The sequence below is a fragment of the Pseudoalteromonas sp. BZK2 genome (assembly GCF_014349195.1).
Taxonomy (GTDB): Bacteria; Pseudomonadota; Gammaproteobacteria; order Enterobacterales; family Alteromonadaceae; genus Pseudoalteromonas; species Pseudoalteromonas simplex.
The window spans coordinates 91,578-105,630 of the sequence record NZ_JACSOG010000007.1; the positions used below are offsets into that span (position 1 = coordinate 91,578).

A 14,053-nucleotide genomic window follows, 5' to 3' on the forward strand; every position below is an offset into this window, starting at 1 on the left:
GCTAGCCTGATTAATTACAGGCTAGCAGTAGATTAAATAGCTTCTAACCTTGGCTTGAAAGGGCCGTTTTTTCAATGAGATCGAGTAAGTGGCTAACGTGAGAATTCTCATTGATTTGTTGGTTTGTTTGGATTATTAGCTGGTCGTGTGCGATACCTTTATTAGTTTTTAATAATAGTAACTCCGGATCAGATGACACACTATTAGCATGCTCAATGCTGGCAATCGCGATATGGTTTGATTTTTTCAGACCATCCATAACTTGTTCAATACTGCCTACTTTGATGCTTGATGTTTTATCAAAAGAATCAATTGCATCGTTTAGCATAGATTGCACTTGTTTTGACTGTGAAAAACAGCTGTACATAGGGTAGTCAGCTAAGTCGCGTTTACTAATGTCACTTTTATTTGCAAGCGGGTGATTTTTAGCCACGAAAATGATTAGTTGATCAGGTAAATGTATATCGCTGCCAATGCTGTTCATCGCTTGCGAACATACACTGATATCAATTTCACCTAATTGCAGTTTACGTACTAGTTCACTTTGCTCTTGCAGCTGCATCTCGATTTTCACATGAGGGTACTGCGCTAAAAACTGACCGCAAGAAACAGGCACAACCGTGCTCGCTTTGTTGGTGTAGCCAATAATCAGTTTTTCACTTGCGCAGCCGTTTAATGATTCAAATAAATGCTTCTTGGTTTCTTCAAGATTGTCGAGAGTTTGTTTTGCATACTCTAGGAAAAGCTCACCTTCTTTGGTTAACTTTACTGAGCGAGTAGAGCGAGTAACTAGCTCATAACCAATTTCATCTTCAAGTGTTTGAATACTGCGAGTTAATGCAGAAGTGCTTATTTGAGTTTTCTCTGCAGCTTGGCGGAAATGCCTTAGCACGCCTAATGCTACGAATTGTTCAAGTTGTTCAAATCTCACTTTAATAGTCCCTTGTTATAAGTAAGCCCTACATCCAGGCGGTACAATTTTACATCACGAGAGGCATAGTAAAGTATTGTACCCGTATTGGGAAGTACTTGTTTTACAGAAAAGTTACATCAATCAGGATAACGTTCCTTAATTTCTAAGAAAAGCGCTAAATTTTCAAGTAGCTGATCGACTAAAATTGGATCAAAATGTTTCCCACGTTGCTCTTTTATCAATGAGAGAGCATCATCGAGTGGCCATGCTTTTTTGTAGCATCGGTCACTGCAAAGTGCGTCAAATACATCTGCAATTGCAGTAATTCGACCAACAATATCGATATTATCACCAATTAGTCCTTGCGGATAACCAGTTCCATCCCATTTTTCATGGTGTTGGTAGGAAATTAAGGCCCCACAGTTTAATATTTCGTTTGTTGAGTTTTTTAGTATTTCATAGCCAGTTTCGGCATGAGTTTTCATTATTTCCCATTCTTCATCAGTGAGTTTACCAGGCTTATTTAGAATCTTGTCTGGAATACTAATTTTACCAATATCATGTAATGGTGAAGCCAGTTTAATGATTTCACAGCGGAACGAATCCAAGCCATATAATTTTGCGAGTAACTCACTGTACAAAGCGACACGTTTAACATGTGAGCCAGTTTCCTTTGAGCGCTTTTCGACTGCTTCGCCAAGAATATACGACAACTCTTTTTGTGACTCTTTGACCATTTCTCTAAGCTTTAAGTTGTCATAAGCAAGTGCGATATTATTGGCGTAAAATTCTAGCAGTTGATAGTCTGTATTCTGCAGCTTTGAACCTTTATTGACATACAACATAGTTTCAAGGCCTGCTTTTGTTGGAAAGTAGCCAATGTAATCTGTGCTGTTTTTTAAAGACGATTTTCTTTCATGTGCATCAATAAATAAGTTTTTTACATCCTCAGGAATTTTATTTTTACATGGAGTTGGTTCAACACCTGAAGCGGCAAGTAATTGAAAGTCATTAGCTGGCGATGATTGCAGGTTAACCGCAGCGGCACAATATATTTCTCTGTCACTTATCCCCATTACGTTAGTAACATGGTTTAAAATTGTGGAGGCAAACTCTTGTACACTATCACATTTTAGGAAATTGGCTGAGGCATTGATAATTTGTTCGAGGCCATGTTTATGATGATCAATAATCTGAATATCACGATGTGAACGTAGCGCTGAATAGAGCAAAGTTTTCATTTTTATCGCGGTGAGCTCAGTTTTATTTTTGTAATCATTGATATCGTAATCACGAATGATGGCTTCTTCAGGGGCTTCCCCAGGCTGACCTGTACGCAGTATTAAACGTATATCATGGTTTTCTATTTCATCGCGAATGTATTGAATGAGATCGAGGCCTGCGTGGTTTGTTTCCATTACCACATCAACAAGCGCCACTGAAAATGGAGTACCTTTACCTAAAAGCTCTCTCGCTTCAGCAGCAGAATAGGCATGATAAAAGCGAAGCGCTTTATTTTCAAAAGTGAACCCAGCTAATACTAGTTTCGTAACTTGATGAATATCTTCTTCATCATCAACAACAAGAATATGCCAGTATTCAGCCTCTTCCGTACCTACATTATTTTCTTCTAAGGATTCTTCAGAAAATAAAAAATCATCCACAAAAGCACCACTTATTGTTGTATCTCATACAATAAGTATAGAGGGTGAATTTTACTCTGCCTTATCTGAAAGAGGTTTTTTTTCGATATTTTTCAATTCAATCTCGATTGCATCGCAAGAAATGTGGATCTCATACAAAGAGGTGAGAAGCGACAAGGCTAAGCACGCGAGGCTGATGCCAAATAAAATGATTCCAGTAGTATTAAATTCTATAAATAATGCAAACATTGATAAGGTACACATTAAAAAAGAGGCAACACCATAAACTTGCATTACGCGAATTAATTTAATGCGTTTTCTTAAATTGGTAATCTGTGCAACAACTAATGGGCGGATACTTTCCCCTTCACGTGCATTGAGTTCTCGAATAAGCTGAGCAAGCACCAAAAAACGGTTGGTGTAAGCAAGTAACAGTAAAGAAATTGCTGGGAATAACAATCCCGGTGTTGTTAAAGTCATGTGGCTACCTTGAAATAAGCATTGCAGCGAAGTTAGTTGCTAGCCTAGTTTAGGGTTTAAAGATAGAAAAGTAAAAGGGAAGTGATTTGCAAAACAGTAATTTAAATCAACCTGCGAAGCAGGACCCATTCACTTGGGTAAAAGTGTTTCAGGCTGAAAATGGCTTAGAGGCAAACATTATTAAAGGGCTTTTAAAAAGTAAAGGGATCGAATCGCAACTGCAAGGTGAGCTTTTGCAAGGGGCGCTTGGGGAGATCCCATTTGAACAAACAGGGGTCGATATACTTGTTTACGCATTAAAAGAGCGCCAGGCGCAAGAAATATTGCTAAACTACCGGCAATTAAAACAATCGGCTCCTGACTGGGTATGCCCAAAATGTCATGAGCTTAACGGAGCAACATTTGAAATATGTTGGTCTTGTGGGACTGTAAAGAATGACGAAAGCGAATAATTTTCAACGTATTAGAGAATTAAACTATTTGCAAAAAGCGGTATTAGGTGGCGCATTACTTGAGCGTATGTTGCCTAATTATAGCTTATTTAGTGAAGCAACAGGGTTCGGTGATGCCGCGGTTTTTCGTAGCGCATTGAGTGTTTGCTGGGAAAAAATCTTACTGCCAAAAAGTAAAATCAGCCTTGAAAAGCAAATTGAGAAAATTGAGCCAAACGTGCCAGAGCTTACTGACTTTGACATGTTTGGCACCTATCCCGCAATCGATACAGCGACAGCTTTGCTTGGCATGCTGCACGGTTTGATAGCCAAAGATGAACAAGAGTTTTTAAATATTAGTAAAATTTCACAGGCCTCGGTGGCTCGTTTCATTGAATATCAACTAACAGTGGATGGTGAAATTGCTGATAACAAAGCTGTTCGTGAACACCCTTTAATGCAGTATGAAATTGATGTGCTTGCAGAGCTTATTGATTTTGTAGAGCAAATGGGCCGAATTACCTCAGAGAACGTAAAAGAGCTTAAGCAACTTGCGGTATCTGACGGTCAAACCAATATTGGTATTGCAATTTAATATTCAGTAATGCGTATTTTCACTGTAAAATACGCATTTGTTTTTTCTTGGCGGAGTAATTGATGCGAATTTTAGGTATTGAATCATCATGTGATGAAACGGGTATTGCCATTTATGATGATGAACAAGGCTTATTAGCACATCAACTGTATAGCCAAGTAAAAGTACATGCTGATTATGGCGGTGTGGTTCCTGAGCTTGCTTCTCGCGATCACGTACGTAAAACCTTACCTTTGATTGATGCTGCCTTTGCACAAGCGGGTTGTGGTCCTGAAGACTTAGATGGCATTGCATACACCGCAGGCCCTGGACTTGTTGGTGCGCTTCTGGTGGGAACCTCAATTGGTCGCTCACTGGCTTATGGTTGGAATATTCCAGCGGTTGCTGTACATCATATGGAAGGTCACCTACTTGCGCCAATGCTTGAAGAGGACAAACCGGAATTTCCGTTTATCGCACTACTGGTGTCTGGCGGCCATACTATGATGGTAAAAGTATCTGGCATTGGTGAATACGAAGTGCTGGGAGAGTCAGTTGATGACGCGGCTGGTGAAGCATTCGATAAAACCGCGAAGTTATTAGGTCTTGATTACCCTGGTGGCCCGCGTTTAGCAAAACTTGCGGAGCAGGGTACGCCTAAGCGTTTTGTATTTCCACGTCCGATGACTGATAAACCAGGCTTAGATTTTAGTTTTAGTGGTTTAAAAACGGCGGCATCGCTTGCTATTCGTGATAGCGATGATGATGAGCAAACCAAAGCTGATATTGCTCATGCATTCCAAACAGCGGTAATTGATACCTTAATCATTAAATGCAAACGTGCATTAAAGCAAACTGGTATCAAACGTTTAGTGATCGCCGGTGGTGTGAGTGCAAACGTGCAATTGCGTGCGCAACTTGAACGAGTAATGCAAGGCATGAAAGGGCGTGTGTATTACCCGCGCACAGAGTTTTGTACAGATAACGGTGCAATGATTGCTTACGCTGGTATGCAGCGCTTAAAGGCAGGGCAGTTTGCTAGCCTTGATATGAAAACTAAGCCGCGCTGGCCTATTGATTCACTCGAAGCGCTTTAATTTACATCACTATTCCTGCTCTGGGGCTTTTTTCTTAGCCCCTACTTTAGGTTCTTCCCCAGCCATCAAGCGAGTAATGTTTGCTCTGTGGCGGAAAATTATCAGTACGGTTAAAAAGGTAACTGGCAGAGTATACAAAGGTTTTATCCACCAAGTATAAATAGGCGCTAATGAAACCGTAACCAGTGCCGCGAGAGATGAGTAACGCGTGATAGCAACAATTAAAAGCCAAGTTGCAATCAACATCCCCCCTAGCGATAAACCAATGGGTAATAACGTGCCAAAAGCGGTCGCGACGGCTTTACCACCTTTAAAGCTAAAAAACAGTGGATACATATGACCCAAACAAGCAGCTACACCAATTAAACCTAACATTAGTGGCTCTATCTTTAAAAAGTAAGCACCCCAAACAGGGATGGTTCCTTTTAAAATATCAAAGACAAGAACTAAAACAGCGGGGACTTTACCACCAAGGCGATAAACATTTGTAGCACCCGGGTTATTCGATCCATGACTGCGTGGGTCTGGTAGTTTAAATAGCCGAGATACAAGGATAGCGGAAGAGACCGAACCTAGTATGTAAGCCAAAACTAACATTAAAACTTCTAACACGCGCTTCCTTATTTTTTAATCTGCACTTTTGGGCTATCATTGGCGGCAAAACCATTTGCCACTCTCGTCGAGTCGGATGTAAGCACCCTATGCAATGCATCTATTCGTTATTGTAGGGGTAATTTTTACATATTAAAACAGTATGACAGCTTATATAGCGCATTATTAAAATTAATAAGCGTTAAGGCTGAGTATTGTTTTTAATATTTATGTCGCTTGGAGTATCAATGGACAAGGTATATATATCACAACTGCACGTAGACACCATCATTGGCGTGTATGATTTTGAAAAAGAAAGTAAACAAAGCCTGTATTTTGATATCGAAATGTTATGTGATATTTCTGCCGCAGCGGCGACAGATGATATAAATTTGGCTCTTGATTATGCCAAAGTGAGTGAGCGAGTGATTGAGCACACAACGGCAAAACCTGTTGAGTTACTAGAAACTTTAGTTGAGCAATTAGCTGCCATTATTTTAGCTGAGTTTGCGACCAGCCAAGTCACTATTCGCGTGAGTAAACCAGCCGCAGTGCCACAAGCGCAAACTGTTGGAGTTGAGATCACCCGATGTAAGGCAAATTAGAGATGGCGCAAATTTTTATAAGCCTAGGTTCTAATGTCAATAAAGAGCACTATCTTCGACAGGCGCTTATCGCGCTGAAAGCTTACTTTCCTGATTTTATTCATTCATCAGTATACGAAAGTGAAGCGGTGGGGTTTGCAGGTAGTAATTTTTATAATTCAGTTGTTGCAGCAAAAACAGATATGCCATTAGCTGAACTATGTAAATTACTGAAAAAAATTGAACTTGATAATGGCCGCACCCGTGAAGATAAAAAGTTTAGCCCGCGGACATTAGATCTCGATTTATTGTTTTATGATGACACTATCTGTGAAACACCTGCGCAATTACCGCGGGATGAAATAACCAAAAATGCGTTTGTATTACAGCCTCTTGCTGAAATAGCGCCTGATTTTTATCACCCCGTAGCTAAGCTAACTTTGGCTGAGTTATGGAAGAATTATAACAACCCCCAACAAAAACTATGGAAGGTGGAGTTTTCTAACCCATGAGTATTATTGAGATAATTGTTTTAGCCCTGATCCAAGGATTGACTGAGTTTTTACCTATTTCGAGCTCAGCGCATTTAATTTTACCCTCACAAGTTTTAGGTTGGCACGATCAAGGCTTAGCATTTGATGTGGCTGTTCACGTTGGAACCTTAGGTGCAGTTGTATTGTACTTTAGAAAAGAAGTGGTCGATATTCTTGGTGCTTGGTTTAAGTCGTTTGGTGCACAAGGTGCAACCGATGATAGTCGTTTAGGCTGGTGGATTATAGTTGCGACTATTCCTGCATTATTAATTGGTTACTTATTCAAAGATTTTGTAGAGAGCTACTCGCGTAATGCATGGGTTATTGCCACCTCAACCATCGTATTTGGTTTGCTACTTTGGTATGCCGATGCTAAAGCAAAGCAAGTTAAAAATATTTACCAAGTAAACTTTTTTAGTGCGCTATTGCTGGGCTTTTCACAAGTGCTTGCTATGGTATTCCCTGGTACATCCCGTTCAGGTATTACTATTACAGTGGGTTTAATGCTGGGCCTAAACAAACAAAGTGCTGCGCGTTTTTCATTTTTAATGTCAATTCCAGTTATTGCTGCAGCAGGTTCATATTATGTGTATCAGTTGGCTACTGCAGGTGAGGCGATTGATTGGCATGCAATTTTACTAGGCGCTGGCTTATCTTTTATATCTGCGTATGCGTGTATTTTCTTTTTCTTAAAAGTGATTGAGCGCATGGGCATGATGCCATTTGTTATCTATCGCTTACTATTAGGTGTTGGTTTGTTTGCATTCTTAATGTTGTAAAATAGGCTTTAAACTTAATTCAAAAACACCTCACGTTGAGGTGTTTTTTTATGTTGGCTATTTGGCAAAAGTCTAATGCCGTGTAGTAATGGTAAGTAAAGCTTATATTTGGCATTATAGCGCCTTACTTATCTCTTATTCATTTTGCTCAGGACAGTAGATGCATATTCATATTCTTGGAATTTGTGGCACCTTTATGGGTGGTATTGCCGCAATCGCTAAATCGTTAGGTCACACAGTGACAGGCTCTGATCAAAATGTGTACCCACCGATGAGCACACAATTAGAAGAGCTAGGTATAAAGCTCACTCAAGGATATGACGTTGCCCAACTAGAACCTGCGCCAGATATGGTGGTAATTGGTAATGCTATGAGTCGAGGCAATCCTTGCGTTGAATACGTTCTTGATAAAGGCTTACCTTATACTTCTGGCCCAGAATGGTTAAAGCATAATTTACTGCAAAATTCGTGGGTGTTGGCTGTAGCAGGCACACACGGCAAAACAACCACTGCTAGTATGCTAGCATGGTTACTTGAATACGCTGGAATGACACCGGGCTTTTTGATTGGTGGAATCGTGCAAAACTTTGGTGTCTCTGCTCGTGTTGGCGAAACACCATTTTTTGTTATTGAAGCCGACGAATACGACACGGCGTTTTTCGATAAACGCAGTAAATTTGTACACTACTTACCGCGTACCTTAATTCTGAATAATCTTGAATTTGATCATGCTGATATTTTTGAAGATTTAAACGCGATAAAGAAACAATTTCATCATTTGATGCGTACATTACCCTGTAGTGGCAAAGTAATTTGGCCAAGCCAAGACGAAGCACTACAAGATGTGATTGAACGTGGCCTTTGGAGCGAAAGCGAAACACTGTTAGGTGATTGGGATTACCGCTTACTTAAAGCTGATGGTAGTGAATTTGAAGTGCTACTAGATTCACAAGTACAAGGTGTTGTCAGCTGGCAAGCCATGGGCGAGCACAATGTCAAAAATGCCATAATGGCCATTGCAGCAGCCAGACACGTAGGCATCGCGGTATCAGTCAGTATTGCAGGCTTAGCTGAGTTTATCTCTCCTAAGCGTCGTATGGAGCTGAAAGCCGACATTAACTCAATAAAAGTGTATGACGACTTTGCCCATCATCCAACAGCAATTAAAACGACCTTAGCAGGGCTACGTGCAAAAGTAGGCACCGATAAGATAGTTGCTATTTTAGAGCCTCGTTCAAACACTATGAAAATGGGCGTGCATCAACAAACCTTAATTGATTCACTCGATGCAGCAGATGATGTGTATTTATTTGAGCCAGAAAATTTAAGCTGGTCGCTGAAAGAATACGCAGACAAAGCGGATATGCATTGCATGAAAAGCACTGAGGAAATCATTACTCAGGTTGTTGGCAACAGTGCGCCGTCACAACATATTTTAATTATGAGTAATGGTGGTTTTGAAGGCATTCATCAGCGTTTAATCTCTGCTCTTGAACAAAACTAACCAGTATACGGAGCTTAACTGTATGCAATTTAAAGATAAAATAACGTTAGCTTTTAGTGGTGCCTCTGGGGCTCCTTATGGCTTACGGTTATTAGAAGTATTACTTGAACAGCAGTTTCAGGTGTATGTACTGATCTCAAGTGCGGCAAGAGTGGTCTTTGATACAGAATCGAATATCAAACTTTCGGGTAATGAAGACAAAGCGACAGAGCAACTGAGTACACTTTTTAATGCCGCTCCTGAGCAACTTAAAGTATTTGGTAAAGACAACTGGTTTAGCCCTGTTGCATCTGGCTCTGCTGCGCCGAAAAAAATGGTGGTATGCCCGTGTAGTGCAGGTTCAGTATCTGCAATTGCGGTCGGGGCATCAGATAACTTACTCGAACGCGCCGCTGACGTGGTCATTAAAGAGCGTGGGCAGCTGATTTTAGTCCCGCGTGAAACGCCATTTAGCGAAATCCACCTTGAAAACATGCTGAAGCTAGCACGACTAGGCGTAACTATTATGCCTGCGGCACCGGGCTTTTATCATCAACCAGAGCAGATTTCCGATTTGGTTGATTTTATGGTGGCGCGAATTTTAGATCATTTAAACATTGAACATACTTTGACGAAACGTTGGGGTTATGGAGAGGGCAAACAGTGAGCGAAAAAACGATCGCATTAAATATTGAAGGCCTAAAAAAGGTTTATAAAAATGGTGTTGAAGCCGTAAAAGGCATTGATTTACAAGTTCAGCAAGGCGACTTCTTTGCCTTACTTGGACCAAACGGGGCAGGTAAATCAACCACTATTGGTGTTATCTCATCGTTAGTGAACAAAAGTGCCGGTCGAGTACAGGTATTTGGTCACGACATTGATACAGACCTTGAAGCAGCTAAGTCAGAACTTGGCTTAGTGCCGCAAGAATTTAATTTCAGTCAGTTTGAAACACTAAATCAAATTTTGGTGAACCAAGCGGGCTATTACGGTGTACCAAGAAAGCTGGCGCATGAGCGCGCTGAAAAATACTTAAAGCAGCTAGGCTTATTTGAGAAAAAAGATAAACAAGCGCGCACCCTTTCAGGTGGTATGAAGCGTCGTTTAATGATTGCTCGTGCACTGATGCATGAACCTAAATTACTCATTTTAGATGAACCAACAGCGGGTGTTGATATTGAGCTACGCCGCTCTATGTGGGATTTTCTTCGCGAGATAAATAAGCAAGGTGTGACCATCATCTTGACTACCCATTACCTTGAAGAGGCTGAGCTGTTATGTAAAAACATCGCGATTATCGACAGCGGTATGATTGTTGAAAACACCACCATTAAAGCGTTACTTGCCAAGCTTGATAAAGAAACCTTTGTACTTGATTTAAAGCAACCAGTGCAGCCAATTAGCATTGAAGGTTATAAATACACACTGACCGATGATCACACTTTAGAAGTTGAAGTGGCGAAGTCTCAGGGCTTAAACCAGGTGTTTAGTGCGCTGACTGAACAAGGTAATACTGTGCTGAGTATGCGAAATAAAGCAAACCGTTTAGAAGAGCTGTTTGTAGGGTTATTAGAACAAGGGCGAGGCGAATAATGTTTAAATATGGAGTAGCGCTAAAAAGTATTTGGATCAAAGAGTGTATTCGCTTTTTACGTATTTGGGTGCAAACCTTAGTTCCGCCGGCAATCACGATGAGCCTGTATTTTGTGATTTTTGGTAATCTGATTGGTTCTCGTATCGGTGATATGGGTGGCTTTAGTTATATGGAGTTTATTGTCCCGGGTCTGATTATGATGTCGGTGATCACCAACTCTTACTCGAATGTTGCCTCGAGTTTTTATTCGACTAAATTTCAAAAAAGCATTGAAGAGCTCTTAGTTGCACCAGTGCCAAACTACATCATTGTACTTGGCTACATGGGCGGTGGTATGACACGAGGCATGCTGGTTGGTTTAATTGTTACCTGTGTCTCTTTGCTATTTGTTGATATTCAAATTCATAATATTTTTGTGATTATGGCTACGGTTATTTTAACGTCGGCTGTGTTTGCATTAGGCGGACTTATCAATGCTATTTATGCTAATAGCTTTGATGATATTAGTATTATCCCGACCTTTATTTTAACGCCGCTGACTTATCTCGGTGGGGTGTTTTACTCTATCACCTTGTTGCCAGAATTTTGGCAAGGCGTATCGCAAGTAAACCCAATTATTTATATGGTGAATGCATTTAGATATGGCTTCTTAGGTGTGTCTGATGTCGACTTATCGGTAGCATTTGGTGTACTTGGTTTATTTATTGTGGGGTTATTTACCTTAGCATTAACCCTTATTAAACGTGGTGTGGGGCTTAGACACTAATGACGGATGCAAATTCGAGAAGTATTGTATCGAATCAACCTGGCTTACATGAAAAGCTAGACGAAATTGTTTTAAAGCACTTAAGTGCTGAATTTAAAAAGCCGATTGCAGAGCATACGCAAGCGGCTTTTGATCAGGTAAACGAAAAGGTGCAAGCGTTTGCAGGGCCTATTATTCTTGATTCCTGTTGTGGGGTAGGTGAAAGCACCGCAAACTTAGCAAAGCGCCACCCAGATGCGTTAGTGATTGGCATTGATAAATCATCATATCGTCTAGATAAGCATGATATCGAATACAAGCAAACAGATGCGGGGCAGTACATTTTAGTGCAAGCTGATTTAAACGATTTCTGGCGCTTGGCGGTGGCTGCAAACTGGCAACCTAGTCATCATTACCTGTTGTATCCAAATCCTTGGCCAAAAGCAAAGCACTTGCAAAGACGCTGGCACGGCGCTGCAATTTTTCCGTACATCGTTAAATTAGGCGGCCGCTTAGAGCTCAGAAGCAATTGGGATATATACGTAAAAGAGTTTGCTCGCTCATTAGAGCTTGCAGGGCATAAGTGCGATGTTGAGCTGTATGAAAGCGATACTGCAATTACCCCATTCGAACGTAAATATTGGGCCAGTGGTCAACAAAGCCACCGCTTGGTGATCAACCTTTAATGAATATAGGGAGTTGGCGGTGCAAAATGACTCCCTTGCATTAAAGTAACACCTGCACGAGCAAGCGCGTCTGCTATTTGTTCGTTATCAACTTGCTCAGCGATTACATCTAATTTTAGTTGCTGAGCGTATTTCACCAAGTTTTCAATAAACAGATAGTTATCTTTATTAGTATGAATTTGGCTTACCAATCCTTTATCTAATTTCAAGCCATCGATCTCAAGCTTCCTAATGTGAGGTAAGTTTGAAAAGCCTGCGCCAAATTCATTAATAAAAACCTGAGCACCTTTATTCTTTAAAGTGCTAATAAAGGTTTTTATTTCACCAAAGTAAGCAATCGCATCGCGTTCATGGAATTGAAAGATAATATTATGGGGTTGCGGATAACGCCTTAGCTGTAATTCAAAAAACTCGCTCAAGCTTGGGTCAAGGATATCCTGTGCTGTAATGTTGATACTCCAGCGTACATTGGTTTTCCTAAATTGCTCAATACAACGAGTAAATATAGTACGTCTCAAGGGGCCATCCATGCGTGAGCGCTTTAGTACCATCATAAAGTAATCAGGTGCGTGAATACGACCAGTTGAACTTACCATTCTGGCAAGGCATTGATAATGATCTACGGCCTTACTTTGGTTGTTATAAATTGCTTGAAAATAAGGCACTATGCGATTGTTATCGAAGGCTTCTTTGACTTCTTTAGCAAGGAAAACGTTACTTTTAAATTGTTCTTCAACTTGTTTAAAAACATTTTCATAGCGTATTAAACGCTGGTTGTTTAGTTTGGCCTGCTGAAGTGCTATGTGGGCGTTTTCTATCAGTAATAATTTATTACCTGTAGCGACACCTGCGGATAAGCTGACATAAATAAACGGTTCTTTCAGTGCTGGGATCGCATTGTTAAAAGCGTTTATTACTTCGTCGATATTATGCTCATCAGTATGAGTACGTAATAATGCGATTTTATTGGTTGTTAAGCGGTAAATACCGCCATCACGAGGTATACGTGATTGAAAGTACCTAAGTATGTTAGCCATCACTTTATCACTCACTTCACTGCCATAAAAACTGCTGATGTCTTCAAGCTCGTTGATGATGATAATCGCCAATTCCATACGGTGTTTGGTCGTTTTCTTTATGTGATATTCAAGGGCAACATGATTAGCAAAGCCAGTGCGTGCGTCTGTTGATAGCGAGCGTTTAAGCTGTAAGAAATATATTCCTGCTATAAGTAATGCAATAAAGAAGAAAAAGCTACTGGTAACCATCGCCCTTGTAACGCTTTGCTGAAGCTGCTGGTTTAAGTCACTTATAGTAATGTCTGCGCCAGTTATATAAGTTTGGCCATTATCATCGACAAAAGTAACAAAGATACTTTTAAAATACCCCCATTGATCCTGCGATATTTCAAAAACGGGTTCGGTCGAATAAAAGGCTTCTTTGTTAAGTTCTGTCGCTTCGGGGTAGGCATCTAAAAACTGTGTGACACGACCAGTGTTTTGATCTTTTTGAGTGTAACTTGAGGCGCTAAAGTAGACTTTGTCATCGCGAAGGACCATTGCATACACATAAGCTAGTTGCATTTGCTTTGCGTATTCTGAAAGGGCAAGACTCTTTTCTTTGTAGGTAGAACTGGAAATAGGTAGACCAGCATTGACTGTATTATGGTAGTCATCACCTAGGATATGCTTGACACTGACCGCGGCATTTAGCAATTTGCTATCGATATTTGCCATGATCTCACTGCGGGTGGTTTCATAGGTATAATAGATATAGCCAAATAAACTAATAAAAAAAACGGCGAAACCATATAGCAGCCAGCTAGTTTTTTGCATTCCTTTGGGCATAAACGTTCCCTTTGCGGTTATCGTTTGATTATACTTAAAAAATACTTCTCTGATAGTATAATTTGACCGCAAA

16 protein-coding genes are annotated in these 14,053 nt (G+C 40.4%); 11 read left to right on the forward strand and 5 right to left on the reverse strand.

Annotated features, from left to right (window positions below):
• Positions 1-43: 43 nt before the first annotated feature.
• From BIZ38_RS05945 to BIZ38_RS05955, 3 genes are all read right to left on the reverse strand, one after another.
• Entirely contained in the window at positions 44-931 is an 888-nt protein-coding gene (locus tag BIZ38_RS05945) for a LysR family transcriptional regulator (protein ID WP_054551071.1), read from the reverse strand.
• A gap of 119 nt (positions 932-1,050) precedes the next feature.
• Positions 1,051-2,577 (reverse strand): response regulator, encoded by a 1,527-nt coding sequence (locus tag BIZ38_RS05950; protein ID WP_054551072.1) that lies wholly within the window; start codon positions 2,575-2,577, stop codon positions 1,051-1,053.
• A gap of 51 nt (positions 2,578-2,628) precedes the next feature.
• Positions 2,629-3,036: a DUF2721 domain-containing protein gene (locus BIZ38_RS05955; protein ID WP_054551073.1), complete on the reverse strand. Its 408-nt coding sequence runs from the start codon at positions 3,034-3,036 to the stop codon at positions 2,629-2,631.
• 86 nt (positions 3,037-3,122) lie between these two features.
• On the opposite strand from BIZ38_RS05955, the gene BIZ38_RS05960 reads away from it, so the two are divergent.
• The 3 genes from BIZ38_RS05960 (at position 3,123) to tsaD (ending at position 5,138) form a co-directional block, all read left to right on the forward strand.
• Positions 3,123-3,488: a DUF2007 domain-containing protein gene (locus BIZ38_RS05960; protein WP_054551074.1), complete on the forward strand. Its 366-nt coding sequence runs from the start codon at positions 3,123-3,125 to the stop codon at positions 3,486-3,488.
• Entirely contained in the window at positions 3,472-4,062 is a 591-nt protein-coding gene (locus tag BIZ38_RS05965; RefSeq protein WP_054551075.1) for a YjaG family protein, read from the forward strand. The genes BIZ38_RS05960 and BIZ38_RS05965 overlap by 17 nt, the downstream gene beginning before the upstream one ends.
• Before the next feature lie 62 nt (positions 4,063-4,124).
• A complete protein-coding gene (tsaD, locus tag BIZ38_RS05970) occupies positions 4,125-5,138 on the forward strand; it encodes a tRNA (adenosine(37)-N6)-threonylcarbamoyltransferase complex transferase subunit TsaD (RefSeq protein WP_054551076.1) in 1,014 nt (337 codons plus the stop codon).
• A 9-nt stretch (positions 5,139-5,147) separates the two neighbouring features.
• On the opposite strand, the gene plsY is transcribed toward tsaD, so the two are convergent.
• Positions 5,148-5,750: a glycerol-3-phosphate 1-O-acyltransferase PlsY gene (gene plsY / locus BIZ38_RS05975; protein ID WP_138599657.1), complete on the reverse strand. Its 603-nt coding sequence runs from the start codon at positions 5,748-5,750 to the stop codon at positions 5,148-5,150.
• Between the two features lie 227 nt (positions 5,751-5,977).
• Between plsY and folB the strand changes: the two genes are divergently transcribed.
• From folB to BIZ38_RS06015, 8 genes are all read left to right on the forward strand, one after another.
• Positions 5,978-6,334 (forward strand): dihydroneopterin aldolase, encoded by a 357-nt coding sequence (gene folB, locus BIZ38_RS05980; RefSeq protein WP_138599658.1) that lies wholly within the window; start codon positions 5,978-5,980, stop codon positions 6,332-6,334.
• Positions 6,335-6,336: 2 nt separating this feature from the next.
• Positions 6,337-6,825: a 2-amino-4-hydroxy-6-hydroxymethyldihydropteridine diphosphokinase gene (gene folK, locus BIZ38_RS05985; protein WP_187489833.1), complete on the forward strand. Its 489-nt coding sequence runs from the start codon at positions 6,337-6,339 to the stop codon at positions 6,823-6,825.
• The gene (locus BIZ38_RS05990; RefSeq protein WP_054551079.1) at positions 6,822-7,625 is read left to right on the forward strand and encodes an undecaprenyl-diphosphate phosphatase; all 804 of its coding nucleotides are present in this window, start codon (positions 6,822-6,824) and stop codon (positions 7,623-7,625) included. Before folK ends, BIZ38_RS05990 begins: the two co-directional genes overlap by 4 nt.
• A 160-nt stretch (positions 7,626-7,785) precedes the next feature.
• Positions 7,786-9,129: a UDP-N-acetylmuramate:L-alanyl-gamma-D-glutamyl-meso-diaminopimelate ligase gene (gene mpl, locus BIZ38_RS05995; RefSeq protein ID WP_187489834.1), complete on the forward strand. Its 1,344-nt coding sequence runs from the start codon at positions 7,786-7,788 to the stop codon at positions 9,127-9,129.
• Between the two features lie 22 nt (positions 9,130-9,151).
• Positions 9,152-9,775, forward strand: a complete 624-nt coding sequence (locus BIZ38_RS06000) for a flavin prenyltransferase UbiX (RefSeq protein ID WP_054551081.1) — start codon at positions 9,152-9,154, stop codon at positions 9,773-9,775.
• Positions 9,772-10,701: an ABC transporter ATP-binding protein gene (locus BIZ38_RS06005; protein ID WP_187489835.1), complete on the forward strand. Its 930-nt coding sequence runs from the start codon at positions 9,772-9,774 to the stop codon at positions 10,699-10,701. The genes BIZ38_RS06000 and BIZ38_RS06005 overlap by 4 nt, the downstream gene beginning before the upstream one ends.
• Positions 10,701-11,468, forward strand: a complete 768-nt coding sequence (locus tag BIZ38_RS06010; RefSeq protein ID WP_036970898.1) for an ABC transporter permease — start codon at positions 10,701-10,703, stop codon at positions 11,466-11,468. The genes BIZ38_RS06005 and BIZ38_RS06010 overlap by 1 nt, the downstream gene beginning before the upstream one ends.
• Positions 11,468-12,133 (forward strand): tRNA (guanine(46)-N(7))-methyltransferase TrmB, encoded by a 666-nt coding sequence (locus tag BIZ38_RS06015; RefSeq protein ID WP_187489836.1) that lies wholly within the window; start codon positions 11,468-11,470, stop codon positions 12,131-12,133. Before BIZ38_RS06010 ends, BIZ38_RS06015 begins: the two co-directional genes overlap by 1 nt.
• Here BIZ38_RS06015 and BIZ38_RS06020 read toward each other — a convergent pair.
• Positions 12,130-13,980: an EAL domain-containing protein gene (locus BIZ38_RS06020; RefSeq protein ID WP_187489837.1), complete on the reverse strand. Its 1,851-nt coding sequence runs from the start codon at positions 13,978-13,980 to the stop codon at positions 12,130-12,132. The two genes, BIZ38_RS06015 and BIZ38_RS06020, sit on opposite strands and share 4 nt — an antisense overlap.
• Positions 13,981-14,053 lie beyond the last annotated feature (73 nt).

Bases quoted from the DNA above. Each gene is read 5' to 3' on its own strand.
- folB (WP_138599658.1), top strand. From the start codon at position 5,978: ATGGACAAGGTATATATATCACAACTGCACGTAGACACCATCATTGGC.
- BIZ38_RS06010 (WP_036970898.1), top strand. From the start codon at position 10,701: ATGTTTAAATATGGAGTAGCGCTAAAAAGTATTTGGATCAAAGAGTGT.
- mpl (WP_187489834.1), top strand. From the start codon at position 7,786: ATGCATATTCATATTCTTGGAATTTGTGGCACCTTTATGGGTGGTATT.
- BIZ38_RS06015 (WP_187489836.1), top strand. From the start codon at position 11,468: ATGACGGATGCAAATTCGAGAAGTATTGTATCGAATCAACCTGGCTTA.
- BIZ38_RS05965 (WP_054551075.1), top strand. From the start codon at position 3,472: ATGACGAAAGCGAATAATTTTCAACGTATTAGAGAATTAAACTATTTG.
- BIZ38_RS06000 (WP_054551081.1), top strand. From the start codon at position 9,152: ATGCAATTTAAAGATAAAATAACGTTAGCTTTTAGTGGTGCCTCTGGG.
- BIZ38_RS05990 (WP_054551079.1), top strand. From the start codon at position 6,822: ATGAGTATTATTGAGATAATTGTTTTAGCCCTGATCCAAGGATTGACT.
- BIZ38_RS06020 (WP_187489837.1), bottom strand. From the start codon at position 13,980: ATGCCCAAAGGAATGCAAAAAACTAGCTGGCTGCTATATGGTTTCGCC.
- tsaD (WP_054551076.1), top strand. From the start codon at position 4,125: ATGCGAATTTTAGGTATTGAATCATCATGTGATGAAACGGGTATTGCC.
- BIZ38_RS05955 (WP_054551073.1), bottom strand. From the start codon at position 3,036: ATGACTTTAACAACACCGGGATTGTTATTCCCAGCAATTTCTTTACTG.
- folK (WP_187489833.1), top strand. From the start codon at position 6,337: ATGGCGCAAATTTTTATAAGCCTAGGTTCTAATGTCAATAAAGAGCAC.